Origin of the sequence: Paenibacillus sp. yr247 (genome assembly GCF_900103825.1) — a bacterium.
Lineage (GTDB): Bacteria > Bacillota > Bacilli > Paenibacillales > NBRC-103111 > Paenibacillus_E.
The window spans coordinates 13,471-39,718 of sequence record NZ_FNIF01000005.1 but is presented as its reverse complement, the minus strand read 5'-3'; the positions used below and the strand labels follow the sequence as shown (position 1 = coordinate 39,718).

The following is a 26,248-nucleotide window of genomic DNA, read 5'->3' as shown; positions in this document are numbered from 1 at the left end:
ATCGGCGAGTGCTTTTTTTGTTTTCTCCGAAACGCGAAGGAGGTTGATACATGAAGGTTGAGACGACCATACGCATAGCCATCGTGCTCTCGGTTATTAGCTTTGTATTAATCGCCAGCGGGGTTTATGCCAAGCTTGCATGATATTAAAAGGAAAAGGAGGCAAGGATGAATAAATTTCAACTTTATGTCTTAGATGATGACATCGTGTACGCTGAGCGACTTGCCGCTTTCATTCGGACGTCTGAGTTCGCTGAGAGAATACAAGTGAAGCTTTTTACGAAATTGGAGTTCATTCTAGAGGTGCTTGAGAATCAGCACTTAGAAGGTGTTTTTTTACTTTCGGAGTCGTATTACCCTCAGTTGATGAATCGGAACACGTCGTTATGCAAAATGATTTTAAGTGAAAAGATCGCTAATTCTAAAGACGCTGAGACGAAGATTCCATTCTTATATCGCTTTCAATCGCTGCACCAATTGCTCTCTCGTCTACAAGCTTTCTACGCAGAGAAACATAGATATGATGGGGGTCATGGGACGAAAAGAACTCAAGTTCTTTCGGTCTACAGTGGTGTCGGCAGTAGCGGCAAGACGATGACAGCCATTCATTTGGCGAAGCAGTTGTCTTTTCGTGGTGAACATGTTTTTTATTTAAGCCTGGAATCGGTCAGCGCAGCCTCCCTTTGGCTGCAGGGGGACTCAGGACGCTTTTCACAGCTTTTATATTATATGAAAAGCACGCCGGACTTACTGGGACCGAAACTGCAATTGCTCAAATCCCATGATCCTAAGCTGCGCATTGATCATCTAACTCCCAGAGATCAAATTAGGGAAATGCAAGAAATGAGCGGCGAGAATATTCGCCTCCTCGTTGATTCACTGATCTCGTTGAACGAGTATGACTACATCATTGTTGATCTAGAAGCGTCTGTGCATCCGAGAATTGTAAAATGTTTGGATGTCAGTGACCACATCATTTGGATCGTGAGGGATGATTTAAATGATTTGTATAAAACACAGGCAATCCATAAGCAAATGGGCTCCATGCAGAACGTACATTTCGTTTTGAATAAATATACGGGCATACTAACGAATGATTTCGCATGTCTGGGCAAAGAGATAGCGTTTAAGCTTCCGTATATCCCCGAGTGGAAAATCCTGAGTAAGCCAGAGCAAATCTGGCAATCCGGCTTATTTTCTGAACAGACGTTTGACATGTTTACATCCATCCATGCAGGTAAAGGGCATTCTTTTTCCAATAAGGAAGGAGCTGCTGCTTCATGAATCAGCACTTGTTTCTCGAATTGAAACAGCAAATCAAGGAGAGGCTAGATCTTTCGAGCACGGTCAGCGACGGCAAATTAATTGAACTCATAGAGGAATCTGTATTCAACGCAGCAGGCGTGCATGAATGGACATCGAGTGAGATGCATGTTGGGGTAAAACGAATTTTTGATTCGTTTCGGGGATTAGATATCCTGCAACCGCTTCTCGATGATCCATCCGTTACAGAGATAATGGTCAATGGACATGAGTGTATCTTCTTCGAACGAAAGGGTGCGGTTGAGCGGTACCCATATCCCTTGGAAAGTTCGGAGAAGCTCGAGGATCTCATTCAGATGATTGTTTCTAAAGTGAATCGGATCGTGAATCAAGCAACGCCAATAGTCGATGCTCGTCTGCATGATGGGTCACGGGTGAACATCGTACTTCCACCAGCCTCTCTAAGTGGTCCTACCTTGACGATTCGTAAGTTTCCGGAAAAGCCCCTGTTAATGGAGGATCTAATTCGCATGGGGAGTATCTCGGGGGAAGCAGCTGAAGTTCTGCAAGTGTTGGTTGAATCAGGCTATAACGTTTTTATTGGAGGTGGAACGGGTTCAGGGAAGACAACCTTCCTTAATGCACTTAGTGCGTGGATTCCCTCCCATGAACGCATAATTACCATCGAAGATTCTGCCGAGCTTCAGATACAAACTGTACCTAATTTGGTGCGAATGGAAACCCGAAATGCCAATACAGAAGGGAAGGGCGAAATTACGATTAGAGATCTCATCCGCTCCTCGCTGCGTATGCGTCCAAACCGAATTATTGTTGGGGAGGTACGCGGGGCAGAGGCTTTAGATATGCTTTCTGCAATGAATACAGGGCATGATGGGAGTCTAAGTACTGGGCATGCAAACACATCTGTAGATATGCTTAGTAGACTAGAAACAATGGTGCTCAGCGGTGCCCCACTTCCGGTGGAGGTAATCCGTAAGCAAATCGCTTCGGCGTTGGATGTTATGGTCCATGTGAGCAGAATTCGTGATCGTACTCGAAGAGTGACCGAAATTCATGAAGTATTAGGTGTAAAGGATGGTGAAGTTCAGCTGCACCCACTGTTCCTATTTGATGAAAAAGGGGAGACAGAAGAGCGTAAAGTGATTGGAGAGCTCACCTACACAGGAAATAGACTGTGCAACATGCACAAAATTCGTATGGCTGGCAAAAAGCTCCCAGAATGGTTTGCGCACGTAGAAGAAGAGTGTGACGCTGGATGAAGATTTTGCTTCTTCTCGTTATTATTGGAGCTTTTAGTTGGTTTTTTCTTTTGTATTTGGAGCGTAGAAAAGGTTTCCTGAAGAAAGCAGAATCCCCCGCCATCCTACAATCATCACCAATTTATAGTTTAATTGACTATAATTACTACCAGCTATCCTCCAAGGAAAAAGTGAGCGCAATTCTGATGTTAGCTTTACCTGCGTTTGTTGTTGGTTACATTTTTTATAAAAGTATCTTACTTTCTGCTGCTTTAGCTATAGTAGGCTTCGCGTTTCCTCGTCTACGCAAGCAGCAATTAATACAATTACGTAAAAACAAGCTTTATGTGCAATTCAAGCAGGCTCTAAGCTGCCTATCCTCCTCCATGGCGGTTGGAAAGTCCATTGAATCAGCATTTAGAGAGGCATTAGTAGATCTAAAAATGCTGTACCCAGATCCGACTTGCTTGATTGTCATTGAATTTAGTATTATTTGCCGAAAAGTAGAGAACGGGGAGCCCATCGAAGCTGCTTTAAAAAATTTGGCGGATCGCAGTCACTTAGAGGATGTGAGGAGCTTTACAGACGTATTCCTAACTTGTAAACGGACGGGTGGTAATCTGGTTGAGGTCATGAAACGAACAGCTGCGGTTATTGGCGAAAAGCTTGAAATCACACAGGATATTTCAGTGATGATTGCTCAGAAACGATTCGAATCGAAGGTACTGCTCTTTGCACCGATCGTCATTGTTGCTGTGCTCGCATTCTCTTCACCGGAATACATGCTTCCTCTATACACAGGCAGTGGTGTACTTATCATGTCTGCAAGTTTGCTGCTGCTTGGTGCCTGCTATTTACTCACTCAAAAAATCATGAATATCAAGGTGTAACATGTGGATCACGTTTGTGTTAATAACCGAAATTGCCGTGTGTATCCTCTTATTTCTTTGGGGTCGCATGAGATATGCTGATTTTATTAAAGCTCACCCTTATCCGTTTCAGATCAAGCTGCTCTTACCTTATAGTTACTTGCTCGTAGATCAGTTTAATCTCATGGAAAAACTGCCCGATTTTACAGCAAAAGTACATCATAAATTAATTACGCTGCATGGGAGAAGCTTTGCTGCTCATGGCAGTAAATGGTTTCTTGCAGAGCTTATATCAGCATCTACTTTATGTTTAATAATACTAACGCTCCTGTCCGTCCTAGCCGGTGGAGATGGTTCTCTGTTAGGATTTGGTTTATTAGCCGCCGCAATTATTCCTATGATTATGGTGCGTGATCTAGATGCAAAAATCCGTAAGAAGCAGCAATTGATGATCCTTGAATTGCCTGAGATATTGAGTACAATCGTGCTGCTCGTGGGCGCAGGAGAAACTGTCAATCGAGCATGGATTCGTTGCGTAGAGGCTCGACCTCACAAAACACAAACACCGCTTTACAAAGAGCTGGCGCAAGCTGTGCATGAACTGGAGATGAATGTTTCATTTACAAAAGTAATGGAAGATTTCAGCAAACGCTGCGCTCTCCATGAGGTGTCATTGTTTACTTCTACACTTCTCTTGAACTATAAACGCGGAGGTAGCGATTTTGTTGTGGCGCTTCATGCACTTTCGCTTGATCTCTGGCAGAGGCGGAAATCGGTGTCACGGACACTAGGCGAAGAAGCATCATCGAAGCTTGTATTTCCCATGGTGCTCATTTTCGTTGTCGTGATGGTAATTGTCGCCGCTCCGGCTTTACTCATGATGAAACAATAATGGAGGTATATAGTGATGAAAACAACTATAGGCTGGATGAAACAAATTTGGGATGATGAAGAGGGACTAGGAACTTTGGAGATTTTATTGATTGTAGCAGTACTTGTCGCTATTGCGATTATTTTCAGAAAGTGGATCGTCTCTTGGTTTCAGAAGCTGATTGGGGATGCAAACTCTGATCTTAAAGACAACAGCGCGGTTACGCCTTGTGCGCCTAGTCCAACAACAAGCTGTGCGCCATAGGCGTATTCTTAGTTTTCGAGATGAAGAGGAAGGAAGCTTTACTTTAGAGGCTTCTCTTGTATTTCCTCTGATTCTGCTTTGTACTGTGACACTTCTTTTTGTGGGCATGTATGCGTATCAAAAAGTATTTGTTCAACAGATTGCGAGGACAGCAGCAGAGCGCCTTGCCTTTACTTGGGATAACAGTCACAAAGATTTGGTGACCGGCAACTATAACCCTAGTGAAACAGACGGACTCTATTGGCGTCTTACAAAGGATAGCGTATCAGATTTATTCGGAATGCTTACAGGGAGTGGCACATCTGAAGTCGTAATTCCCTCAGGCATTGCTAGTGGTCACGTGGAGAGCAAACTTGCTAAATCCTCAGCTTTATTACCGAAGGGAATGACGGGAACTGCTAAATATTCCAACTATTTGTTTGATCATCAGGTAGAGGTGAAATTGAAAAAGCCATTTCTTATACCTCCGGCGCTGAGGCAGTGGTTGGATTCCAAAAAAACGGCTGGCAGAGCGGTATCGCATGTTGTGGAACCCGTTGAACTGATTCGTTTAACGGACATTACACGCTCCTACTTCAAAGCAATAAAGGATCGAATTTCTCCTCAAAAAGCGAAGGAGGCACTCGTAGAACCTCTTCGAGGTGACTTGTCAGGACCTAGTGTGACGATCCAATCCGAGCGACAAGCCGCGTCCTATTTGAGATCGCTAGTTGGTGGTACAGAAGTCGTTTTGATGACAAGCTCAGGGAAAAGCAGAACGGTCGATGCGCTGGACGCTCGAGGCATAGGTCATCAAGCTTTTTACAGTATGACGGAGTTTCAGCTTCGTACAGAGCAGATGCCTAAGGATATTGAGCTCCTCGATCAAGGCGCACAAGTGAAAGGGATCGTGTGGCACTTTTTCAAAAAGGATGCCAACGGCAAAGGTATACCATCTAACGCGTTTCGCAAGGAGCTGGAGCGTAAGGGGATTGTTGTTGTCATCCACAATTAGAATGGGGGAAGTTTTTGAGGAAATTTGTTCGTTCAGAGAAAGGCGCAGTTTCCGTCTATCTGATTCTCATCATCGTTCCGATATTCTTATTTCAAGCGGTACTTATAGATTTCGCAAGAATTAAGCTGGCGGAGAAAGAGACGGAGTCGGCTGTTAAAGCCGCAACAAGATCAGTTATGTCAGCTTATGATACAAAGCTGCAAGCGATGGGGCTTTATGGTCTTGGTATTTCACAAGCTGAAACAGAGGAGTTATTTCTTGAAGTTTTTGCAAATAATTTATCTGGCCATGTATCTCCGGGAGCCTTTCATTATGTGGACACAAGACCACTAGATAATGGCATGCGAGTTACACCTGTTTATGCGTTGGCTAGTCATGTGATATTTGAGCGGCAAGTGCTTGAAGATATGAAAATCAAGGCTCCCATCGAGTATACACTTGAGATTACAGACAAGTTTAGGAAAAGCGGGACGAAAGCACCTTTTCAGCTTGGGAGCCAGTTTTCAAAAGAAGCATCTGAGTTGGAAAAGCTAATAGACCAGAGAGAAAAGGCGTTGAACGAAGCGTGGCAGAGCAGCGAAGAGCTGCATGCAAAAACTACATTGTATCACACTTATTACCAAGCGCGTATCGCTGAATTAGATAATTTAGCCGCTCAAATCGGAATTCACACGGTAGGCGAAGTGAAAAGCGATATCATCAATGTGATAAATCAACTGCGATCGATTCAAGATTCCATAATAGATCTAGACATGTCCATCGCAGCGCTAAGCCAATCAGGACCAGGCAGTGTGGCTAGCATGCAGTCTATCTTAGAGTCCAGACGTATACTAGGTGAGCAGGCACAGGTTCTCACCCAGAAGCAAAATGAACTCGAGGTATTATTACAGTTGATTATCAAATATGCGGCACTTATCGCTGCTACGAAGCTGGAAGTTCCAGCTAATGGAAGAGAAATTGGGCAATTGCGGCGGAAGATCGAACCAGCTCTTCGCTTAGCAAACCAACGAAATGATGAAATACGTACGAAGTTAAATGGGATTCCAAATGGTTCTGAGATTGGGAATTCCAGTGTTTATGAAGTATTTCAAAACGTTCCCGTTATGGGGGATGATTATTTCTATGGGTATCAGACAGCGGTAGCCAGCATTACTGCACTTTTTGCTGCATTTCAAGAGGTGGTTAATACCGTTTACCTCTACACCTCCGATAACACAAGCAGAGCGAATAAGGCCAATGATGCTTATTCGTCAGAATCAAATGATTTTTATGGGAAGCAAAGCATTTTAGAGAAGACAAGAATGGACAATAATGGGGTAATTACAGAAAATAAACAGCAGCAAAAGACCAAGATTCAAGCCGTTTTAGATCAAGCAAAACAAACGCTCGGTGCGTGCAGCCTGACGAACACACAGAGTGGTGACACCGTTCTATACAACCGCCTTCAAGGGACTGGAGAAGAAGAATCAGGAGGGAAGGGTTTCTACCAAAAGTATCGAGAAGCAAACGCTCAAGATACAACAATTGGCAGCGAGATCGCTTATGATTTAGAGAAACCGGAGCCAGTAAGCTTAAAAGCGATGGGTATGCTCGAGGCTTTCAATGACGCGGCGGAATCGATGCGTAATGAGCTCTATGTGAATGAGTTTGCCCTCACGAAATTTAATTACCGTACTCTTGGGTTAGAAAAAGACCTAGAGGGCCGTCCAAAGGTGTCCAACGAGCTCGTGGATCCCGGTTCTCATGCGTTAGCAAATCAAGAGGTTGAATATTTGCTGTATGGATTTTCTTCGTGCGGGGCTAATATTTCATCCGCATATGCGGAAATGTTTGCTTTCCGAATGGCTATCCGCACGTTAGAAGCACTCCTAGACGCGAAGAAGGAGCTGCTTAACATTGGCTCCCCCTTGCTTGTGCTCCTGTCTGCGGCTGCGGAAGGTGCACTGGCAGCTTTGCAAGACATGAATAAATTAATCAAAGGGGAAGCTGTAGCGTTATCTGCGAAAATAACGACATCAGCAGTAAGTTTAACTTACAAGGACTACTTGCGTATTTTTCTGTTTCTCCACCGTAATAATACGAAAATTATGGCTAGAATGCAGGCACTCATTGAGTTGGAAACGGGTAAGGATTTAGTTGGAAAAACAACGTACATTCAGGGGAATGCTTCTAGTGATGTAAGGTTGTGGTTCATCCCGCAAATCATGAAACTGATAGATGGATCGGGGTTATTAGGTTGTAAAGTGCATGGTGATCGGTGCCAGTTTAGTAGTACGTCTTCCGTAGCTTATTGAAGAAAAAGGGTGAGTGTTTATGCTTCGAAAGTTTCATTATGAGCAGAAGGGTGGCATGGTGCTTGAGGCTTCCTTGGTGCTGCCTTTCTTTTTAGCATTTGTGGTTGGACTGATCATTTGTATCCAGATTGCTGTATTAGAAATGGCTCTGCAAGCCGGAGTAACGGAAGCTACGAAGTCCATTGCAGGTCAGTTATACCCTGTGCGTCTTCTTGTCCATGAAGCCAAATCGAGATTCGATCAGAGCCACGTCGGGGAAATGATGAATTCGGCGATAGACCGAGTACAAACGGCCCGGGATCAGGTGAAGAATACTGAGAATTTGGCAGACGAATATGCTGCGTATATTCCGGATTCGCTACTAGAGCTGGTTAGGTTAGAAAAAGAAAAGCGTGAGTTAGGTGAGGGGAAGGCACAAGAGGAAATGGATGGACTTTATGAGCTGCAAGTAAAGCCGCGCATTCTTGCGGCGTTTACGCCTATTGTTTTTGCGTTCTGCGATGGCTCAACCATTCAGAATGACAAGTTTAAGGTCATTTCTGTGACCCTCCCGAGTATGGACAGTGGTGGCGACGCTCTTTTTGGTATTGAAGCTCAAATTACTTATAAACTTCCGCTGCCTTTTATGAGTCAAACGATTCTTTTAAAAAAGAGAGCCGTTGAGCGGGCATGGGTAGGCGCCTAAAAACTTTTAGGAGGGGTCCTATGATTCATTTGGCCTTATTTATGTTAATAACAATTGCTTTTGTTTCTGATGCTCGTAAAGCGGTAATCCCCAACAAGCTGACTATCTGTGGAACGATCATTGGCTTAATGATCCATGCATTTGCCGAGGGTTGGAGCGGGTTATTTTTTGCTTTGGTTGGCGCAATTACTGGGTTTGCTGTACTTCTTTTGCTCTATTTTTTCGGTGCACTTGGGGCAGGCGATGTGAAGCTTTTTGCTGCGATTGGGGCAATTATGGGGTTCACATTCGTCATACAATCGATGCTGTATGCCATTTTATGTGCTGGGGTTATAGGAATCGGCTTGCTCTTTCTTCAAAAACAAGTGGTAGCTACAGGACAAAAGCTCGCCACGTGGCTTATTTCTTTCGTTACCTACCATGATTTGGACTGTTTGCTGAGTATGAAACGTCAAAACAATTTGAAATTTCCGTTTATGTATGCTGTTGTGCCGGGTGTCGGATTAACTTGGTACTATTCGTTCTTATGAGGAGTGGTGATTCCGTGACGCAAGAAGTATTTGGACTTCGTTATGAGTTTGTATACCGACACGGTCATTATATGGAGCTTAATAAAGAAGCGGGATTAGATTCGAAGGAGCTATCGGCTTTGCAGGTCAAGATGCTTGAAGCCAATCATATCCCGAAACTGCTGCCGCTGGAAATACAAGAGGTGGATTTTCGAATAAGCTTATTGTATAACTTGTCGGCTAAGCGAATGCTAGCCCACGTTTTGAGAGTGGAGGGGGTGTCTAAACATCAATTTGCGAAGCTGATGTATGCAATTGTTTGTGCATTAGAAGAGAGTAAAAATTACATGCTTTACGAAACAGGATACGTTTTGAAAGACAATTTCATCTTCATAGGCAGCGAATGGTCGGACGTATATTTGACTTATGTGCCATTGGAAACTATAACCGATGAAGTGTCTGTTTTCACTTCATTAGAGGCTCTGATGATACAACTCTCATTAAAAATGAAGGATGATGAGAGGAAAGAGGTGGATTCGTGGTTGGCGTCGATATCGCAGATTCAGAGCTTACAAGAGTACAAGGAGAGCTTGCTAACCCATATGGACGAGCTATCTTCAGTTCAAGAGGTGCTGTTGATATCTAATCCTGAAATCGAACAAAATCAAGATGAACATTCGGTACAAAATAGTAACACTCAAGCCCCTTATCTAAAAGATTTGGGATTACCCAAGTCACTCTGGAATCGGAATGAAGTCCATCGGCCGGTTAATCACAGATCCTCAATAGAGATGGTACCTATGCCTAAAAATGTGGCGATGATGGATGTAGGAGGCGGGCTTCCAATTTCCTTAATTCCTCTGGATCAGCGGATGCGACTAATCGTTCTTGCTGTTGTTATCCTTATAGCCGCGTTTCTATGGCAAAACTATTTTAGCTATCCCTCTGCAGGTACTCTGCAAATCACAGCAGGAATCTCGATTTTGCTCGCAGATGTTTGGTTTGTGAGTAAGTATCTAGGAATACCTTGTTACAAAAAAGGAAGCGGGCCTAAGCTGCTTTCCTCCAATGAGGCAGAACAACAGGTTCGTAAGTTAGAACCACCAACATTAACATCTGAACCAATAAATATCCAGAATTATTATCAAAATTTACATATGCATACGACCCTGCTTAGTAACAATAAACCAAACGCAACCGTCTTCCTTGGACGAGTTATGAAGCAACCGTTAGGCCCGCGTTTCGAAATTCAAATCGAAGGCCTTACTAAGAATGTTCCGCTGAAAAATGATCCTTTTACAATAGGGAGAGGCGGTGCGAGTTTGAAAGTCGATTATGTATTGGAAGAAGCAGGAGTTTCTAGAGTGCATGCTGAAATCGTTAAGAATGACGAGGGCTATGTGATAAAAGATACCGGTTCTACCAATGGCACCTATTTAAATGGTGAACCTTTGGTAACTTATCAGTCTTACCCATTGAAGGATGGAGACGAGCTTCGAATTGTGCGCCATGAAATGAAGTTTCGTCTGGAAGGGTAGAGAAACAATCCTGGCCTTTCCCTATGACGTCCCTAACGGGGCGTTTTGTGCTTTTAAAACAACTTTTTCAAAATATTTTCGTCAATTTGACTTGTAGTATGATAGAATATGAGTGATTTTATATGTAGAAACATAGAAAATGTACGTGAAAACGTACAAAAATAATTTTGTACATAAAAGTGTACAAAAATAATTTTGTACATAAATACGTAAAAAAGCGTTGCGAATGTAAACATATTTGGCTGAAGGGTTGAGGTATTAATGAGTGAAAAATCTTACTTTACCATAGCTTTAGATGTTAAAAACTCTTCTGATAAAAAATTAATTAGCCAAAAGTTAGAGCATATATCAAAAAAAATGAACTCAAGGCTTAAAACTCTTAATCATTATGCACATATCCCTTTTAAAGTTAGAATGGGGGATGAAATCATAGCCGTATTCCCCTCATTTTCAGAAGGGTATGATGCCTACAATGAGCTTTATAACATGCTGAACAAAGATTTGTTCGGTTACGAGGAAAAAAAATTAGCGGCTTATATAGGGGTTGGGTTTGGGTTTCTTGATGATGAAAATGAGCTTGACTTACATAAGATAAATGGAAGTTCACTTACTAGTGCATTTAAAGCCCGAGACTATTTTCTTAAAAATAATAAAGGCTATTCGCGTCAATACAATCAATATAATAAGTATATTACAACTTTTTTCTATTCACTAGATGAAGGCCTGCCATTTGAGGTGGTTAATCATCTGATCAGCTACATCAATGAAATCTGTGAGAAAAGAACCGATAAACAGAAAGAAGTTATTAACTTAATAGAATTGAATCCTGAAATAAGCCATCTTGAAATTGCAAAACGAGTAGGAACGACAGAGAATGGCGTTTATAAAATTCTTCAACGTTCAAATTATCAATTGGTGAAGGATGCTCAATTTAGTCTTAAGAAACTGCTAAGCTTTATGCAAGAGAATTATAAGAAAGGGGATCAATGAATAGATGTTTAAGATATTTGTTGTACTGCTTCTGTGCCATCTCATTGTTGATTTTTTATTGCAACCTGAAAGATTAGTTGAACTTAAAAAGAGGAATCACTGGGCCATCATATTTCATGCTCTAGTCCACTTTGGTGTTTCTAGTATTGCTATGACGATAATGGGGTCATTTCAAAAAACAGTTATAGCAATCATGTTAATTTCATCCGTAAATTACTTGATGGATTGCTTCAAAAATAATATAGAGAGAGACGTAAATACCTTTCAGTTTGAAAAAATAAAGCAAAAATGGATAACATGTAAGGAATGGATAGCCAAGTCCAGAACTTTATTATTTACACTTGATCTAATCGTACATATAACGGTTATTTATATATCTGTATATTATTTTGTGAGCGGAATGGACTATAACACACATAAAGAAAAGATAGGAAAAGTTTATAGCATTCTATTTGGTAACGGGATTATTTCGTCTGAAGAAACGAAATTTGTTTGTCTGATTATTACAGTACTTATATTATCAAGCGTATCTTCGGTTTTTATTACAAATGCATCAACCGATATTCTAAACAGAAGAAAACGCGATATGGCTAACAACAGTTCAACGATAGCGCATCAAGAAACAGCGGCTGCTGTAGAAGGTGATACGTACTCCAGAAATATGATCATACCTCCCTTTGCAAGCTTCAAATCCGAAGGTCCTATGATTAAACAGAGAGATTCAACAATAAGTGCTGAGCTTTACTTGAAAAGTGAAGTAGAGGCGTTTTACAAGCATACGGAAAATGAACATAAAGATTTTCATTTGGAAAGGACATTGGAAATTACCGAAAAAGAAAGTAATGCAGAGGTTAAAAATAAAATTGTTTATCACACGAGTAAATTCAACGAATCATCTCCGAATATTGCCAAATATATAGGTATCATAGAGAGATTCCTAATAGCAGTATTGGTGGTGAAAGGTGCATTTACTGGAATTGCATTTCTAGGAACTTTGAAAGCGATTGCCAGATATAAGCAATTTGATGAGAAAAATTATGCTGAGAAATTTTTGTTAGGTACACTCATAAGTGCGCTCTTGGGCTTGATATGCGGAATGATCATTATAAGAATATTTAATATAAGTATGTCATAGGCGGGGACAATACGAAATAAAAGTTAATGATTACGCTTCCTAGAGCAATTTAACTACTTCCTGTCTTGCAGAAGCAGTGTTATAATAAGAAGTCGCGAATATGTGCGATTATTTTTTAACAGACAGGGGTTTGGGTTTACAAGATGAGTCTTTTGACAATTGAAGATTTAAGCCACAGCTTTGGAGACCGTACATTATTTAAAAATGTATCATTCCGTCTGCTTGCTGGTGAGCGTGTTGGTATTGTTGGAGCTAATGGCGTGGGTAAATCCACGTTGATGAATATATTAACTGGAAAAGTACTGAAAGATACAGGTAAAGTAGAATGGACACCACGGGTCCATTATGGCTATTTGGACCAGCATTCTGTATTAGAACCGGGCAAAACGATTCGCGATATTTTACGCGATGCTTTTCTTCCTCTCTACGAAGAAGAGAAAGAGATGATGGCCATTACCGAGAAGATGGCCGATGCCTCTTCAGAAGAGCTTGAAGTATTACTTGAGCAAATGGGTGAAATTCAAGAACGTTTGGAAATCGGCGGATTCTATATGTTGGATGTAAAAGTGGAAGAAATGGGTAACGGCCTTGGGCTTAATGCGATTGGTTTAGACCGTGACGTTACATCCCTAAGTGGTGGACAACGAACGAAGGTTCTTTTGGCTAAATTATTATTGGAAAAACCAACTGTACTTCTTTTGGATGAGCCGACCAACTATTTGGATGTTGAGCACATTGAATGGTTGAAAATCTATCTCAAAGATTATCCTTTCGCGTTTATGCTGATTTCACATGACACTGAATTCATGAATGAAGTCGTAAACGTGGTATACCACTTGGAATTCACGAAGCTAACTCGCTATACGGCGAATTATGAGAAATTCCTGGATATGGCTGAAATGAATAAAACACAGCATATTGACGCTTATGAAAAGCAGCAAGAGTACATTAAAAAACAGGAAGATTTCATCGCGCGTAATAAAGCGCGGGCGTCAACTTCAACCCGTGCCAAGAGCCGGGAGAAACAACTTGATAAGATTGACCGAATTGAGCGTCCGGAGACGGCTATGAAGCCGACTTTTGTGTTCAAGGAATCACGTTCAAGCAGCAGAGTTGTTTTTGAGGCGGAAAACTTGGAAATCGGTTATGATCGTCCTCTTTTACCGAAGATGAATGTAACGATTGAGCGCGGCGAGAAAATTGCTATTGTCGGATGTAACGGTGTAGGTAAATCTACACTTCTCAAAACGATTTTGGGTAAGCTTGAGCCTTTCAACGGCAAAACGTACCGTGGTGACTACTTAAGTCCTGCATATTTTGAACAAGAGGTTAAAGCACCGAGCATGACACCGATCGATGACGTATGGAACGAGTTCTCTTCGATGACTCAGAATGAGGTCAGAGGGGCACTTGCCCGATGCGGGCTCAAAAATGAGCACATCACACGTGCTATGGGTAAGCTTAGCGGTGGTGAACAAGCGAAAGTACGTCTTTGTAAACTGCTGATGAGAGAAAGTAACTGGTTGTTATTCGATGAGCCTACGAACCATTTGGACATTGTTGCCAAAGAAGAGCTTCAGAGGGCTTTGAAAGAATATAAAGGTACCGTTCTGCTCGTTTGTCACGAACCTGAATTTTATGAAGGTTGGGTAACAAGAGTGTGGGATGTTGAAGAATGGTCAGCAAAAGTAACCAATTAGGGGGTCATATTCATGTTAACGCACGTTGTGTTTTTTAAGCTTAAAGATCGCAGTCCTGAAGCGGTGGAAATGACGAAGGCTGTCCTCACCAACATGGAAGGCAAAATCCCGGTTCTTCGACACATCGAAGTAGGGACCGACATTTTACATCTAGAACGCTCTTATGATATTGCATTGATCACAAAATTCGATTCTTTGGACGATCTTAAAAAGTATGACACACATCCCGTTCATGAAGAAGTGAAGGCTCATATGAAGACAGTGCTTGATGGAACGTCGATTTGCGTTGATTTTGTAAGCTAATTGAGTTTGAAAAACATAGGGGAACAGTGTAGTATCCTTAGAAGAGGCTAGTTTATGACTTCGGTCATGTTGCTTGCTTAAGTCTCCTAGGCTGCACTGTTTTTTGTGTGTTTGGAGCAATTATATTAAATAGAAAAGGGAGGAATCCCGCTTGAAAACGAAATTAAATAAAGCTTATATGACTGACATTCTCGAGTTGTTGTTACGGACTCCTAGCCCGACAGGTTATACCCATCACATTATGCAAAAGGTAGAAAAAGAAGTGGCTAAGCTCGGGTTTGAGCTGACATATACGAATAAGGGCTGCGGCATTGTGACAATTCCAGGCACGCGTATGGATCGTGTAATTGGGATTTCTGCACATGTGGATACACTTGGTGCGATGGTACGTTCGATTAAGGATAATGGTACTTTGAAAATCACCTCTTTAGGTGGTTTTATGATGGGCGCCATTGAAAATGAATACGTTCAAATTCATACGCGCGATGAACGCGTTTATGATGGGACCATTCTGACTTCGCGACCATCCGTGCATGTGTATGAAGATGCCAGAGAGTTTAAACGCGATGAAGCCAACATGGAAGTACGAATTGACGAGTTTGTGAAGTCCAAGAAAGAGGTTCAAGACCTAGGCATTCGAGTAGGAGACTATATTTCTTTCGATCCGCGAGTACAAGTGAAGGAAAATGGCTATGTGAAGTCACGTCATCTAGACGATAAGGCGAGCGTTGCTTCTTTATTTGGACTTTTAAAACTGATCAAAGATGAAGGTTTGAAGCCTGCTTTTACAATCAAGCTGTTCTTCTCCAATTATGAAGAGGTTGGACATGGATCTGCCTATATTCCTGAAGATATTACGGATTTTATTGCTGTGGATATGGGTGCTCTTGGTGATGATTTGAGTGGTAGTGAGCGTGATGTTTCGATTTGTGCGAAGGATTCCTCAGGTCCTTACGATTATCAGATGACTTCGAAAATGATTGAACTGGCCGAGAAGCTGGAGATCGGCTATGCGGTTGACATTTATCCAAGATACGGCTCAGATGCATCTGCCGCGCTAAAAGGTGGACGCGATATTCGTGCTGCGTTAGTAGGTCCAGGCGTGCATGCGTCACACAGTATGGAGAGAACGCATATGGATGCTGTAGTGAATACAGCTGCTCTTCTTGCAGCCTATATCATGGAGCCACTCCAAGCATGAATATACTCAGTGCAGTCAATATAACTAAAACATATGGTGATAAGGTGCTGTTCGATGATATCTCGTTCACGGTGAACGAGAAGCAGCGCATCGGTCTCATTGGCGTGAACGGCACAGGCAAGTCCACGCTGCTGAAACTGCTAGCGGGACTGGAAACAGCGGATCGTGGTAAGCTCGTGCACGCGAACCATTTCCGCGTGGAATACTTGCCTCAGAACCCGGAGTTCGATCCGAACTCCACGGTGCTGGAGCAAGTATTCCACGGCGACACGCCGCTCATGAAGACGCTTCGCGACTATGAGCTTGCGCTTGCTGAGCTGGAGCTTGACGCCTCCAACGAGAAGAAACAAACTCGGCTGTTTACTGCCCAGTCGCGCATGGATGAGCATGGTGCATGGGAAGCCAGCACCCTGGCCAAAACCGTGCTGATGAAGCTCGGCATCAGCGAGTTCGACAAGCCCGTCGGCCAGCTGTCCGGCGGTCAACGTAAACGCGTGGCCATGGCGCGCGTTCTCATCCAACCGGCTGACCTGCTCATCCTTGATGAGCCGACGAACCATATTGATAACGAGACTGCTATTTGGCTCGAGGAGTTCCTTAGTAAGTGGCGCGGCGCGCTGCTGCTCGTTACGCATGACCGGTACTTCCTAGAGCGGGTAACCACCCGCATTCTGGAGCTGGACCGGGGGAAGATCTACAGCTATGAGGGGAACTACGAGTGGTTCCTCGAGAAAAAGGCGGAGCGGATGGAGTCCGAAGCATCCAGCGAAGATAAGCGGCAGAACCTCTTGCGCCGCGAGCTAGCTTGGCTCCGTCGCGGCGCGAAGGCGCGCACGACGAAACAGAAGGCGCGTATTGGGCGCGCCGAGGAATTACGGGACCACAAGGTGGACGGTCCCGGGGAGAAGCTTGACATGGCGCTGGCCGGCAGCCGCCTTGGCAAGAAGGTGATGGAGCTGGAAGCGATCACCAAAGCTTTTCCGGGCGGGAAGCCGCTGCTGAGCGGCTTCAGCTACATCGTGATGCCGAGGGATCGCCTCGGCATCATCGGTCCGAACGGCAGCGGCAAATCAACGCTGCTGAACATGCTCGCCGGGCGCATTCAGCCTGACAGCGGCACGATCGAGACCGGTACGACCGTGAAGCTCGCGTACTATACGCAAGAGAATGTCGAGATGGATGAGAAGATGCGTGTCATAGAGTACATCAAGGAAGCGGCTGAACAGATTCGCACATCCGACGGTGAGACCATTTCGGCTTCGCAAATGCTCGAGCGTTTTCTGTTCTCGCCGAACTTGCAATGGTCGCCAATTGGAAAGCTTTCCGGAGGGGAGCGCCGCAGACTTTATTTGCTGCGCACACTTATGGGAGAGCCCAATGTACTGCTCCTCGATGAGCCGACGAACGACTTAGACATCCAAACTTTGACCATACTGGAAGATTATCTGGATCAATTTCCTGGAGCTGTGATCACCGTTTCACATGATAGATACTTTTTGGATCGAACCGTTTCGCATCTATTTGCCTTCGACGGCACTGGCCGGATCGAGCCTTATATCGGGAACTACTCTGATTACTTGGAAGAGAAACGCGAGCAGGAAGAAGCGGATCAAGCTCGGAAAGAAATCATGCGCCAGGCAAGTTCTAGCAAATCAGCATCACCAGCAGCAACTAGCAATCCTGCAGTCGCAGGTAATTCGTCGAATTCGAACCGTCCTAAGAAGCTTACGTTCAAAGAACAGAAGGAATGGGACGAAATAGAGAGTACGATAGCTGCTCTGGAAGACAAAGCGGCTAGTTTGAAAAAGCAAATTGAATCCGCGGGAAGTGACTTTGACCGAGTTCGCGATTTGTATGAGCAGGAGCAGCAAACGGCCGCCGATTTGGAAACGGCTATGGAAAGATGGACTTATTTATCCGAGTTGGTAGAAGAAATAGAACGGAAATAGGAGAGATTTAAGGAGAGACTTTAATCTTCGATTAAAGATCCCTATATATGATATGATAGAACAAACTACTATAAAGGCAGGTATGCATTCCACATGATTAATGTTAATAACGTGACGCTTCGTTACGGCAAGAGAGCCTTGTTCGAGGACGCCAATATTAAATTCACCCCAGGCAACTGTTACGGGCTTATCGGAGCTAACGGTGCGGGTAAATCCACTTTTCTTAAAATTCTTTCCGGTGAGATCGAGCCAAACACAGGCGAAGTCAGCATTACTCCAGGCGAAAGAATGGCTGTACTGAAGCAAAATCATTACGAATTCGATGAAATTGAAGTTTTGAAAACCGTTGTAATGGGGCATGCTCGTTTGTTTAAAATCATGGAAGAGAAGGATGCTCTGTATGCCAAAGCGGACTTCTCGGAAGAAGACGGCATGAGAGCCGCTGAGCTCGAAGGCGAATTTCAGGATCTTGATGGCTGGCAGGCGGAATCGGATGCTGCTGAGCTTCTTATCGGTCTTGGTATCCCGACTTCCATGCATGAGACGAAAATGAAAGACCTCGATGGCAATGAGAAAGTACGTGTTCTCTTAGCACAAGCCTTGTTCGGCAATCCGAATATTTTGCTGCTGGATGAGCCAACCAACCATTTGAACTTAGAGTCTATACGTTGGCTGGAGAACTTCCTTTCCCGGTTTGAAGGCACAGTTATCGTTGTATCCCATGATCGTCACTTCCTGAACCAAGTTTGTACGCATATTGCGGATATTGATTTTGGTAAAATTCAAATGTACGTCGGTAACTATGACTGGTGGTATGAGTCCAGCCAATTGGCACTTCGATTAACGAGAGACGCCAACAAGAAAACGGAAGAAAAACGTAAAGAACTGGAAGCCTTTATTGCACGTTTTAGCGCAAATGCCTCCAAATCCAAACAAGCAACGTCGCGTAAAAAACAACTCGAGAAGCTTACGCTTGAAGATATTAGACCCTCCAGCCGTAAATATCCGTTCATTCACTTCAAAGGAGAGCGTGAAGCTGGTAAGCAGCTGCTGGCTGTTGAGAATTTGTCTAAAACGATTGATGGCGTAAAAGTGTTAAACAATGTAACGTTCACCATTAATAAAGGGGATAAAATCGCCTTTGTTGGGCCGGATGGTATCGCCAAAACGACGCTCTTTAAAATCCTGATGGGTGAATTGGAAGCGGACGAAGGTACGTATACATGGGGGGTTACTACATCTCAAGCGTATTTCCCGAAAGACAGTCAAGACTATTTCAATTCCGAGTTGACCTTGGTGGATTGGCTTCGTCAATATTCCAAAGATCAAGATGAATCCTTCCTTCGCGGGTTCCTAGGCCGTATGTTATTCTCTGGCGAAGAAGCCTTGAAGAAAGCAAATGTCCTTTCCGGAGGGGAAAAAGTACGCTGCATGTTCTCCAAAATGATGCTAAGCGGAGCCAATGTGCTCATTCTGGATGAACCTACCAACCATTTAGATTTGGAGTCCATTACGGCACTTAACAATGGTCTAGTTGATTTCGATGGAACGATCCTGTTCGTTTCCCATGACCATCAGTTCATCCAAACGATTGCTACACGCATCATGGAGATCACGCCAAAAGGACTCATCGATAAAATGTTCACGTATGATGAATACCTCGAAAGTGAAGATGTGAAAAAACAACGCGAATCGCAATACGCGTAATGATAAGTAAAAAGCGCCCTGACGTATTACTCTCAGGGCGCTTTTGCCTACACAAACGGATGTCTAGCTGCCGCCGGTGCGACGACGTTGATTGTTTACTTTTTTAGTCATTTGGCTTTTTCCGCTTTGGTTAGTGTTTCCAGCTTGCTTCGGGTTTGCTCGTGCTGCGGCTTGATCCGCTTTTTTCTGGGCAAGTTTTTGCTTAATCGCATCGGCTAAACTAACTTTTTTTGGGCCTTGTTCTTCACCCTGTTGATCTTGAGGCTTGTCTGACATAGGAACACCTTCTTTACATGGTATGCTTTTAGTATAATCGAATCAAAGAAAAGATGAAAGAAGGTGTGGAGGATGTTTGATCCGACGATATATGACAATATTAAGGTCGTGCTTGAAGGTGCAGTCTATGACTTGGATTTGGATGGTAAAATTTTAATTACGCGGCGGGAAGATCAAGTTGATTTATCCTCGATGTCACGCACATATGCCATTGAATTTGCCAGGAAGATCGATAAACCGAGCAAAGCAGAAATTAACTTGCATGTTCATTTAAGTGATTTGGCTGCTGAGATTTTAGAGAATCCAACAGCCAAGCCAGGCTGCACATTAACTATAAAACTCTATACCAAGGTCAAGAACCCAGAATCAGAGTGTCCTCATATTGAGGAGCAATTGGGTCTAATTTGGGAGCACCGTCCGCAGATATCTCAGCTCCTTTCCTATACTTACAGTCATCTTCCGATTTCCTATCATAATCAAATTACACTATCCTTCGGTCGTAAAATCGATGAAAGTCATATGGATGATTTCCCTCATCTCATCGGTTACGCCGTTGATAGTTTAGCTTGGTTAGATGAGAGAGGGACCTAGAATGCAGGAATTATCCCAACGAGAGCTGTTAGACAGAGTAAGCAGCATGCAAGAGGGCTCTTTTGCTGTTTTTCTATATACACCTTTCTGTGGTACATGCAAAATGACAGAGCGAATGTTAGACATTATTTTGACGATGCAGCCTACCTTACCGCTGATGAAAAGCAATATTAACTTTCTTCCGCAAATTAGCCGTGAGTGGCAAATTACAAGTGTACCGTGTATAGTCATCTTAGAACAGGGAAAAGAGAAAGAATTTATGTATCGCATGCAATCCGTGGATGAGCTGTATCGTAAACTGCTGCCACTTATTCGCATGTGAAAAATATAGGAGTGGAGTTGTTTTCATGAGTAGTTTTCAAATAGGTGATCGAGTTACGGCTGAGTATAAAACAGGGGCTTATTTTGGCGAGATTGTTGAGAATAGCAGTACCATGAAAGCGGCCGTCCGCATTCTGGCTGTGAAGGAACATCCGACACAGGGGGATTTACATAACCCGATGGATCCGAGTGTTGCTTTTTTTCATCAACGGCGGGCGTTGTCTTATCAAGAAATTGCCTTGATGCCAATTTCAACAATACGTCCATACACGGGTGTGATTCCAGACTACCAAGATTCTCTGAAAAGAGCGTTATTAGCGCAAATCAGTAAGTTGTCGGAGATGGAAGCATGGGCCCGACGCTCTCTTCAGGAGCTTGATCAGCTGCAGAAGGAATATTTTCCTCATTCTAATTAAGAAACTTCAAGGTATAATTTTGTGCCATCGTTATATTTGAAAATCGCTACATCACCAATGATCTCGATCATCGAGATCATTTTTAATTTTCTGCGAAATTCAAAATTAAGCTCAAATTCCTTAAGTTTACTTGATAGCAATTCCATATGGGAATTCCGATGTGTGAAATTAAGAACAGGAATGGATTTGTTTTTGAATTTAATGGTTATTGCTTGCATGGTAAGCCCTCCTTCGCGTTTTCCTTTGGAAAAAACAGACCTTGTAAGCATTCGCGTACAATTGGTCTACACATTTAGGATACATTTCAACCGTTAGATATGTTAGGGTCAAACTATTAATAAGTTTTAGTATCTTATTGTATGTAAAGAATAGCCTTAGAGGGCTTGTTCCTCAAAGATTAATTCGTGGATGATCTGAGACAAGGAAAAAAGGAATCGTAAGCAGCAGAGATTGGTTGTTGCGGGGTGCGTTAACGACATTTATAATAAGTAAGATTGAAATCAAACAAGTTCTGTTCTGGGGGCATTGGAATGACAGCTGGAAAACCAATTCGTATTGGTATTATAGGTTCCGGAAATATCGGGAATGTACATATGGAAGTACTGAAGAAAGTGCCGGAGGCTCAAATCGCCGCTGTTACGGATATGTATTTACCACTTGCTGAAACTCGGGCGAAAGAACATAGCATTGAGCGGGTTTATGAGAGTACGGACAAGCTGCTTGCAGACTCTTCCATTGATGCTGTGATTATTGCTGTGTCCAATGAATGGCATGCACCTATCGCTATACAGGCGTTAGAGGCCGGTAAGCACGTTATGCTCGAGAAACCAATGGCGCTAAATCTCGCATCAGCTAGACAAATTGTAGAAGCTGAGCGCAAAGCAGGTAAAGTGCTGATGATTCCGCACCAGCTGCGTTGGGATGCCTTGTCGCTAGCAGTGAAGCAGCAGGTCGAGAAAGGTGCACTTGGTCATATTTATCATGCCAAAGCTGGCTGGTTAAGACGCAAAGGAATCCCTGGCTGGGGGACTTGGTTTACTCAAATGGAAAAGTCCGGCGGCGGACCTCTGATCGATCTTGGCGTGCATATGTTAGATTTATCCCTCTATTTGATGGGGAATCCGAAACCTGTTTCGGTCTATGGAGCTACCTACGCTGAATTCGGACCGCGTAAAAAAGGAATTGGTTCGTGGGGGACGCCGAACTGGGATGGTCGTTATGATGTCGAGGATTTAGCAACTGCGTTGATTAAATTGGACAATGGCGCTACTCTATCGCTGGATGTAAGCTGGGCAGGACTCATTGAAACGGATAACCAACCATATGTACAACTTCTTGGTTCCGAAGGTGGGGCTTCCATTCGCGGAACGAAAGGGAAGCTGTTAGCAGAGATGTTTGATCGCGAAGCCGACATTGCCATCACCCTACCTGAATTCGATGAAGGACCGCGTGTCCGAATGATGAGGCATTTCTTGGCGTGTATTGAGAACGGGTCACAACCGATAACTTCTGTTATGACGGGATATACGAATAATTTGATCTTGGATGCGATTTACAGTTCGTCGCAAACCGGAAATGAAGTGAAATTGAACTGGGACATCGAGTAGACAGGGGCTGCAGCAATTGAGTTGGGAGTTATTTAGTATCATCGGAACGATTGCTTTCGCGGTGAGTGGAGCCATTGTTGCGATGGAAGAGGATTATGATATTTTAGGTGTTTATGTACTCGGGCTTGTTACGGCTTTCGGCGGAGGGGTCATTCGAAACTTGTTGATCGGCAAACCGATCGTCCTGCTATGGGAGCAAGGTATATACTTTCAAATTGCCTTATTTGCAATGACATTAGTGTTCTTTATGCCAGTTCGATACATTAAGTTATGGAAAACATGGGAAGCTTTCTTCGATGCAATTGGTTTGGCTGCCTTCTCGATTCAAGGAGCGACATATGCTACAAATATGGGGCATCCGCTCAGTGCCATTATAGTTGCCGCTGTACTAACGGGGATTGGCGGGGGTATTGTTCGAGATGTTTTAGCAGGTCGAAAGCCACTCGTGCTCAAAGATGAAATTTATGCCGTCTGGGGAATGTTGGCCGGTGCATTGGTCGGACTTGGTTGGGCGCAAGGTACTTGGCAGTTAGCTGTACTGTTTGCTTTAGTCGTTATACTAAGGATGTTTTCGGTATTTTATAAATGGAAGCTGCCTAAACGTTCTTTGCGGAGTTCGATGGTTCAGACAGCACGAAGATCCGATTTGTAACATAGAAATAATCAACGTTGGAAAGGAGACTGATTCATTTGGAAACATCATTATCACAGCAGCAAAAGATTTCTGCAGAAACGATCGCGTCACGGATTATTTCGGTTAAGGAATTGCTGCAAACTGAGCTTGACCTATATGAGGTGTCCAAAGATGTAGAAACAGGTGAGCATTATCTTCATTATGCTTACATGCATCGAGACTTTAAGAGCACCGGCGAACCGGAATCGTTTCATTATTTGCTGCCCATTGACAGCGATGATGTACTCGGCATGATTTTTGGGGAGCAAGGGTATGCGTATCCAGAGCATTGGCACAAATCATTTTTGCGTAATGGTCCAGAAGGGTTTTACATTTGGTTTGATCCTTCACATGTAGTGCAGCTGTCAGAGGATGAAGCCATTGCGGCGGACCTGTTGAAAAAGCTGCGAACTTTTAAAGAAAATGGCTCTTCCGATCCGGATGCCGTTCGCAAATTGCTTGAAGATCTAGATGATACACGCAATAAAAATGAATAATGATGATTCATTGCTCCAAAATGACTTAGAAGCCTGCTTTGCCGATGATTCGGCAGCGGGCTTTTTTTGTTTGGTAAAAATCAGGATAAATGTCCATATTAACACTAATGTCTATTGTCCTGAAGAGAGGGGGTGTAGAAATCATGAGTACAGAGTCGTACCAATTTGCTAATTTTGGCACTCGTGAAGATCTGCTAGAAGATCTACGCAGCCTCGAGTCTCGTATGAAGGATGAACTGGGCTATGAGGTCGCCCTGATAGCTTACACGCAGGAAGTCGATGAGAACAAGATTAAGTAAATTTTGAGCCATAAGAAGGGGGATTATATGAGAAAAGCGATGTTCAAAATCGCGGTGTCCGTTGTGCTTATCGGCATGGTCACAGGCTGTTCGGCAGCAAGTCCAAGGAATCAAGCAGGAGCTAGTTCTTCCAATCCAAAAGCCGGAAGCTGGGACACAGGATTAAGGAACAACGAAGATTCTTCGATGGGAGCAAAAAGTGTTAATCAATCACCTCAGCCTACGATGATTCACTCTACGATTGACAATGTGAAAGCACATATCAACACGCATTTGTCGCTGAATCGCGATTTAGCGGATCGAGTGATTCAAGCAGCGCACCTGGGGTCTACAGCTGTTGCCGTTACCGATAACAACATTTATGTAGCTGTGGATATGGGCGGGATGCAGGCGATGGGAGCCGATGATGGCATCAAAATGCTAAGCAAAAATAACGACCCGGAAAATGGAGCTGGCTTATTCGGCTCGGGGGTCGGAGCACAAATGGATTGGCTATCGGCTAAGCCTTTGCCAGCGGAAAGTGCGAATGCCATTCGGCATCTGCTAACACGTATATATCCAGATTCGAATATCTTCATTTCCTCTAATCCACATTATGTGAATCGGATGATGTACTATGACAGTCAGCAGCAAAAAAACAAAAGAATGGATTCGTATCTGAATGAGTTTAACACCATGGTACAGTATGCCTTCCCTAACTATTCTTCGGGGCAAAGACATGTATTGCCCTAAGAGTTAACAAGATTAGTTTTTGCAAATAGGCTCTCCCTCAGCTTTCTGCTGGGGGTTTTGACTTCAAAGAGGAGTACGACGATGATTATACAAGCTGAGCATTTGAACGCTTTGTCGTCCATATGGAACAATGAGCTATCGGTATAAGGTCCGGGCTTATTGCGGTTCTCGCCAATGTGATTATGTCCATAAGGAAGATGTCATCCAAGCGATAAATTATGAAACCGCGTACGCCATGGCTCTGCATTATAACGAAGCTCCTACAAAGCCGAAATGTCCTTTGTGCGGAGAATCAATGGCTTTCTATTCCCATTCCATCATTGATGAACCTTGGCTGCCCTGAATAGCTTGACAATTTGAGCTTTCCTGATAAATAGTAAGAGGACAAAGGAATCAGGAGAGGAACACCACAGTCATGATAACAGACGCCTTACCGCAAGAGATCCGAGAGAAATTGGAGAAAAACAAGCAGCAAAGGCAGACTTATACTTCTGCTGAAGACCTTAAACTTATTGGAACGGCAGCATTTGAAGCACCTCGTGAAGATATACTTACCGATGCCATTATTGCTCTTTATCTGGGCAAAAATGTCTTGTTAAAGGGTCCGACAGGCTCGGGTAAGACGAAACTTGCCGAGCACGTTTCAGCGCTGTTTGATCAACCGATGCATGGAGTTAATTGTTCAACCGATCTCGATGCCGAAGCCTTGCTTGGGTTCAAAACGTTAACCCATGATGAGCGGGGGAGTACACATATTGCCTTCATCCCAGGGCCGATCATGAAAGCAATGATGAAGGGACACTTTCTTTACATAGACGAAATTAATATAGCTAAACCCGAAACCTTATCTTTAATAAACGGAGTCCTGGATCATCGGAGATCGATTACGAACCCTTTTACAGGGGATGTCATTACAGCACACCCGGACTTTAGAGTCGTTGCAGCGATCAATGAAGGATATATGGGGACAGTGCCCTTGAATGAAGCCCTGAAAAATCGTTTCGTGACAATTGATGTTCCTTATTTGCAAGGAGAGTCACTTTATAAGCTGCTCAAGAGCAAATCTGTTTTAAGCGATGAAAAGCAGTTAAGAACATTCGTTCAGTTGTCTGCTGATTTATTAACTCTGATTGAAATGGGACAGCTGCCCGATGAAGCAGGATCGATAAGAGCGCTGCTGGATGCTTGTGATTTGACGGCTTATATTCCGCCTTTGCGGGCAGTTGCTCGCGCCATTGCCGATAAATTGGAGGATGAGAGGGAACGTGCAGCCGTCATTAATGCGGCGGAAACGTTATTCTAAGCC

28 protein-coding genes are annotated in these 26,248 nt (G+C 43.5%); 26 read left to right on the top strand and 2 right to left on the bottom strand.

Features of this window, described 5'->3' with window-relative positions; all coding sequences use genetic code 11:
• Positions 1 to 167 precede the first annotated feature (167 nt).
• The 17 genes from BLT91_RS12580 (at position 168) to BLT91_RS12500 (ending at position 19,530) form a co-directional block, all read left to right on the top strand.
• Complete coding sequence (locus BLT91_RS12580; RefSeq protein WP_090821323.1) at positions 168 to 1,283, top strand: P-loop NTPase family protein; 1,116 nt, start codon at positions 168 to 170, stop codon at positions 1,281 to 1,283.
• Entirely contained in the window at positions 1,280 to 2,542 is a 1,263-nt protein-coding gene (locus BLT91_RS12575; RefSeq protein WP_090821321.1) for a TadA family conjugal transfer-associated ATPase, read from the top strand. Before BLT91_RS12580 ends, BLT91_RS12575 begins: the two co-directional genes overlap by 4 nt.
• On the top strand, positions 2,539 to 3,411 hold the full coding sequence (locus BLT91_RS12570) for a type II secretion system F family protein (protein ID WP_090821319.1): 873 nt from the start codon (positions 2,539 to 2,541) through the stop codon (positions 3,409 to 3,411). The genes BLT91_RS12575 and BLT91_RS12570 overlap by 4 nt, the downstream gene beginning before the upstream one ends.
• A 67-nt stretch (positions 3,412 to 3,478) precedes the next feature.
• Positions 3,479 to 4,282 carry a type II secretion system F family protein gene (locus BLT91_RS12565; RefSeq protein ID WP_175532279.1) on the top strand — a complete coding sequence of 268 codons (804 nt, stop codon included), beginning with the start codon at positions 3,479 to 3,481 and terminating at the stop codon, positions 4,280 to 4,282.
• Between the two features lie 15 nt (positions 4,283 to 4,297).
• Positions 4,298 to 4,525 (top strand): Flp1 family type IVb pilin, encoded by a 228-nt coding sequence (locus tag BLT91_RS12560; protein ID WP_090821315.1) that lies wholly within the window; start codon positions 4,298 to 4,300, stop codon positions 4,523 to 4,525.
• Entirely contained in the window at positions 4,491 to 5,519 is a 1,029-nt protein-coding gene (locus BLT91_RS12555; RefSeq protein ID WP_217635219.1) for a TadE/TadG family type IV pilus assembly protein, read from the top strand. The genes BLT91_RS12560 and BLT91_RS12555 overlap by 35 nt, the downstream gene beginning before the upstream one ends.
• 14 nt (positions 5,520 to 5,533) lie before the next feature.
• Positions 5,534 to 7,813 (top strand): hypothetical protein, encoded by a 2,280-nt coding sequence (locus tag BLT91_RS12550; protein WP_090821311.1) that lies wholly within the window; start codon positions 5,534 to 5,536, stop codon positions 7,811 to 7,813.
• Positions 7,814 to 7,832: 19 nt separating this feature from the next.
• Complete coding sequence (locus tag BLT91_RS12545) at positions 7,833 to 8,498, top strand: hypothetical protein (RefSeq protein WP_090821309.1); 666 nt, start codon at positions 7,833 to 7,835, stop codon at positions 8,496 to 8,498.
• A 20-nt stretch (positions 8,499 to 8,518) separates the two neighbouring features.
• Complete coding sequence (locus tag BLT91_RS12540; protein ID WP_175532277.1) at positions 8,519 to 9,028, top strand: A24 family peptidase; 510 nt, start codon at positions 8,519 to 8,521, stop codon at positions 9,026 to 9,028.
• A gap of 14 nt (positions 9,029 to 9,042) precedes the next feature.
• Positions 9,043 to 10,545, top strand: a complete 1,503-nt coding sequence (locus BLT91_RS12535) for a DUF6382 domain-containing protein (RefSeq protein WP_175532276.1) — start codon at positions 9,043 to 9,045, stop codon at positions 10,543 to 10,545.
• 261 nt (positions 10,546 to 10,806) lie between these two features.
• On the top strand, positions 10,807 to 11,535 hold the full coding sequence (locus BLT91_RS12530) for a winged helix-turn-helix domain-containing protein (protein ID WP_090821302.1): 729 nt from the start codon (positions 10,807 to 10,809) through the stop codon (positions 11,533 to 11,535).
• A 4-nt stretch (positions 11,536 to 11,539) separates the two neighbouring features.
• Positions 11,540 to 12,670, top strand: coding sequence for a DUF3307 domain-containing protein (locus BLT91_RS12525; RefSeq protein ID WP_090821299.1), 1,131 nt, complete (start codon positions 11,540 to 11,542; stop codon positions 12,668 to 12,670).
• Positions 12,671 to 12,813: 143 nt separating this feature from the next.
• Positions 12,814 to 14,370 carry a ribosomal protection-like ABC-F family protein gene (gene abc-f / locus BLT91_RS12520; RefSeq protein ID WP_090821297.1) on the top strand — a complete coding sequence of 519 codons (1,557 nt, stop codon included), beginning with the start codon at positions 12,814 to 12,816 and terminating at the stop codon, positions 14,368 to 14,370.
• A gap of 12 nt (positions 14,371 to 14,382) precedes the next feature.
• On the top strand, positions 14,383 to 14,673 hold the full coding sequence (locus BLT91_RS12515) for a Dabb family protein (protein WP_090821295.1): 291 nt from the start codon (positions 14,383 to 14,385) through the stop codon (positions 14,671 to 14,673).
• Between the two features lie 151 nt (positions 14,674 to 14,824).
• Positions 14,825 to 15,874: a M42 family metallopeptidase gene (locus tag BLT91_RS12510; RefSeq protein WP_090821293.1), complete on the top strand. Its 1,050-nt coding sequence runs from the start codon at positions 14,825 to 14,827 to the stop codon at positions 15,872 to 15,874.
• Positions 15,871 to 17,823, top strand: a complete 1,953-nt coding sequence (locus BLT91_RS12505) for an ABC-F family ATP-binding cassette domain-containing protein (RefSeq protein WP_090821291.1) — start codon at positions 15,871 to 15,873, stop codon at positions 17,821 to 17,823. The genes BLT91_RS12510 and BLT91_RS12505 overlap by 4 nt, the downstream gene beginning before the upstream one ends.
• 93 nt (positions 17,824 to 17,916) lie before the next feature.
• On the top strand, positions 17,917 to 19,530 hold the full coding sequence (locus BLT91_RS12500) for an ABC-F family ATP-binding cassette domain-containing protein (RefSeq protein WP_090821289.1): 1,614 nt from the start codon (positions 17,917 to 17,919) through the stop codon (positions 19,528 to 19,530).
• Between the two features lie 63 nt (positions 19,531 to 19,593).
• Here BLT91_RS12500 and BLT91_RS12495 read toward each other — a convergent pair whose 3' ends face one another.
• Positions 19,594 to 19,806 carry a hypothetical protein gene (locus tag BLT91_RS12495; RefSeq protein WP_090821287.1) on the bottom strand — a complete coding sequence of 71 codons (213 nt, stop codon included), beginning with the start codon at positions 19,804 to 19,806 and terminating at the stop codon, positions 19,594 to 19,596.
• A gap of 72 nt (positions 19,807 to 19,878) precedes the next feature.
• Here BLT91_RS12495 and BLT91_RS12490 point away from each other — a divergent pair, with 72 nt between their 5' ends.
• From BLT91_RS12490 to BLT91_RS12480, 3 genes are read left to right on the top strand one after another with little or no spacing between them, the layout of a single operon-like run.
• The gene (locus BLT91_RS12490) at positions 19,879 to 20,397 is read left to right on the top strand and encodes a hypothetical protein (protein WP_090821285.1); all 519 of its coding nucleotides are present in this window, start codon (positions 19,879 to 19,881) and stop codon (positions 20,395 to 20,397) included.
• A 1-nt stretch (position 20,398) separates the two neighbouring features.
• Positions 20,399 to 20,719 carry a thioredoxin family protein gene (locus BLT91_RS12485; RefSeq protein WP_175532275.1) on the top strand — a complete coding sequence of 107 codons (321 nt, stop codon included), beginning with the start codon at positions 20,399 to 20,401 and terminating at the stop codon, positions 20,717 to 20,719.
• A gap of 25 nt (positions 20,720 to 20,744) precedes the next feature.
• Positions 20,745 to 21,134 carry a kinase-associated lipoprotein KapB gene (locus tag BLT91_RS12480; protein ID WP_090821281.1) on the top strand — a complete coding sequence of 130 codons (390 nt, stop codon included), beginning with the start codon at positions 20,745 to 20,747 and terminating at the stop codon, positions 21,132 to 21,134.
• Here BLT91_RS12480 and BLT91_RS12475 read toward each other — a convergent pair.
• Entirely contained in the window at positions 21,131 to 21,352 is a 222-nt protein-coding gene (locus BLT91_RS12475; protein WP_090821279.1) for a hypothetical protein, read from the bottom strand. The two genes, BLT91_RS12480 and BLT91_RS12475, sit on opposite strands and share 4 nt — an antisense overlap.
• 312 nt (positions 21,353 to 21,664) lie before the next feature.
• Between BLT91_RS12475 and BLT91_RS12470 the strand changes: the two genes are divergently transcribed.
• The 6 genes from BLT91_RS12470 to BLT91_RS12445 all read left to right on the top strand — a co-directional run bounded on the left by BLT91_RS12470 (position 21,665) and on the right by BLT91_RS12445 (position 26,245).
• Complete coding sequence (locus BLT91_RS12470; RefSeq protein ID WP_090821277.1) at positions 21,665 to 22,741, top strand: Gfo/Idh/MocA family protein; 1,077 nt, start codon at positions 21,665 to 21,667, stop codon at positions 22,739 to 22,741.
• 16 nt (positions 22,742 to 22,757) lie between these two features.
• Complete coding sequence (locus tag BLT91_RS12465) at positions 22,758 to 23,393, top strand: trimeric intracellular cation channel family protein (RefSeq protein ID WP_090821275.1); 636 nt, start codon at positions 22,758 to 22,760, stop codon at positions 23,391 to 23,393.
• Positions 23,394 to 23,431: 38 nt separating this feature from the next.
• The gene (locus BLT91_RS12460) at positions 23,432 to 23,911 is read left to right on the top strand and encodes a hypothetical protein (RefSeq protein ID WP_090821273.1); all 480 of its coding nucleotides are present in this window, start codon (positions 23,432 to 23,434) and stop codon (positions 23,909 to 23,911) included.
• Between the two features lie 143 nt (positions 23,912 to 24,054).
• Entirely contained in the window at positions 24,055 to 24,210 is a 156-nt protein-coding gene (locus tag BLT91_RS31565; protein WP_175532274.1) for a hypothetical protein, read from the top strand.
• Positions 24,211 to 24,237: 27 nt separating this feature from the next.
• Positions 24,238 to 24,942 carry a hypothetical protein gene (locus BLT91_RS12455; protein ID WP_090821271.1) on the top strand — a complete coding sequence of 235 codons (705 nt, stop codon included), beginning with the start codon at positions 24,238 to 24,240 and terminating at the stop codon, positions 24,940 to 24,942.
• Between the two features lie 415 nt (positions 24,943 to 25,357).
• Entirely contained in the window at positions 25,358 to 26,245 is an 888-nt protein-coding gene (locus tag BLT91_RS12445; RefSeq protein ID WP_090821266.1) for an AAA family ATPase, read from the top strand.
• The last annotated feature ends 3 nt before the right edge of the window (positions 26,246 to 26,248 follow it).

What these genes read in the sequence shown, in the direction of transcription:
- BLT91_RS12500 (WP_090821289.1), top strand. Translation starts at nt 17,917, where the DNA reads ATGATTAATGTTAATAACGTGACGCTTCGTTACGGCAAGAGAGCCTTG.
- BLT91_RS12485 (WP_175532275.1), top strand. Translation starts at nt 20,399, where the DNA reads ATGCAGGAATTATCCCAACGAGAGCTGTTAGACAGAGTAAGCAGCATG.
- BLT91_RS12565 (WP_175532279.1), top strand. Translation starts at nt 3,479, where the DNA reads ATGAGATATGCTGATTTTATTAAAGCTCACCCTTATCCGTTTCAGATC.
- BLT91_RS12575 (WP_090821321.1), top strand. Translation starts at nt 1,280, where the DNA reads ATGAATCAGCACTTGTTTCTCGAATTGAAACAGCAAATCAAGGAGAGG.
- BLT91_RS12475 (WP_090821279.1), bottom strand. Translation starts at nt 21,352, where the DNA reads ATGCAAGCAATAACCATTAAATTCAAAAACAAATCCATTCCTGTTCTT.
- BLT91_RS12445 (WP_090821266.1), top strand. Translation starts at nt 25,358, where the DNA reads ATGATAACAGACGCCTTACCGCAAGAGATCCGAGAGAAATTGGAGAAA.
- abc-f (WP_090821297.1), top strand. Translation starts at nt 12,814, where the DNA reads ATGAGTCTTTTGACAATTGAAGATTTAAGCCACAGCTTTGGAGACCGT.
- BLT91_RS12525 (WP_090821299.1), top strand. Translation starts at nt 11,540, where the DNA reads ATGTTTAAGATATTTGTTGTACTGCTTCTGTGCCATCTCATTGTTGAT.
- BLT91_RS12540 (WP_175532277.1), top strand. Translation starts at nt 8,519, where the DNA reads ATGATTCATTTGGCCTTATTTATGTTAATAACAATTGCTTTTGTTTCT.
- BLT91_RS12480 (WP_090821281.1), top strand. Translation starts at nt 20,745, where the DNA reads ATGAGTAGTTTTCAAATAGGTGATCGAGTTACGGCTGAGTATAAAACA.
- BLT91_RS12545 (WP_090821309.1), top strand. Translation starts at nt 7,833, where the DNA reads ATGCTTCGAAAGTTTCATTATGAGCAGAAGGGTGGCATGGTGCTTGAG.
- BLT91_RS12560 (WP_090821315.1), top strand. Translation starts at nt 4,298, where the DNA reads ATGAAAACAACTATAGGCTGGATGAAACAAATTTGGGATGATGAAGAG.
- BLT91_RS12505 (WP_090821291.1), top strand. Translation starts at nt 15,871, where the DNA reads ATGAATATACTCAGTGCAGTCAATATAACTAAAACATATGGTGATAAG.
- BLT91_RS31565 (WP_175532274.1), top strand. Translation starts at nt 24,055, where the DNA reads ATGAGTACAGAGTCGTACCAATTTGCTAATTTTGGCACTCGTGAAGAT.
- BLT91_RS12455 (WP_090821271.1), top strand. Translation starts at nt 24,238, where the DNA reads ATGAGAAAAGCGATGTTCAAAATCGCGGTGTCCGTTGTGCTTATCGGC.
- BLT91_RS12490 (WP_090821285.1), top strand. Translation starts at nt 19,879, where the DNA reads ATGTTTGATCCGACGATATATGACAATATTAAGGTCGTGCTTGAAGGT.
- BLT91_RS12470 (WP_090821277.1), top strand. Translation starts at nt 21,665, where the DNA reads ATGACAGCTGGAAAACCAATTCGTATTGGTATTATAGGTTCCGGAAAT.
- BLT91_RS12580 (WP_090821323.1), top strand. Translation starts at nt 168, where the DNA reads ATGAATAAATTTCAACTTTATGTCTTAGATGATGACATCGTGTACGCT.
- BLT91_RS12495 (WP_090821287.1), bottom strand. Translation starts at nt 19,806, where the DNA reads ATGTCAGACAAGCCTCAAGATCAACAGGGTGAAGAACAAGGCCCAAAA.
- BLT91_RS12515 (WP_090821295.1), top strand. Translation starts at nt 14,383, where the DNA reads ATGTTAACGCACGTTGTGTTTTTTAAGCTTAAAGATCGCAGTCCTGAA.
- BLT91_RS12530 (WP_090821302.1), top strand. Translation starts at nt 10,807, where the DNA reads ATGAGTGAAAAATCTTACTTTACCATAGCTTTAGATGTTAAAAACTCT.
- BLT91_RS12570 (WP_090821319.1), top strand. Translation starts at nt 2,539, where the DNA reads ATGAAGATTTTGCTTCTTCTCGTTATTATTGGAGCTTTTAGTTGGTTT.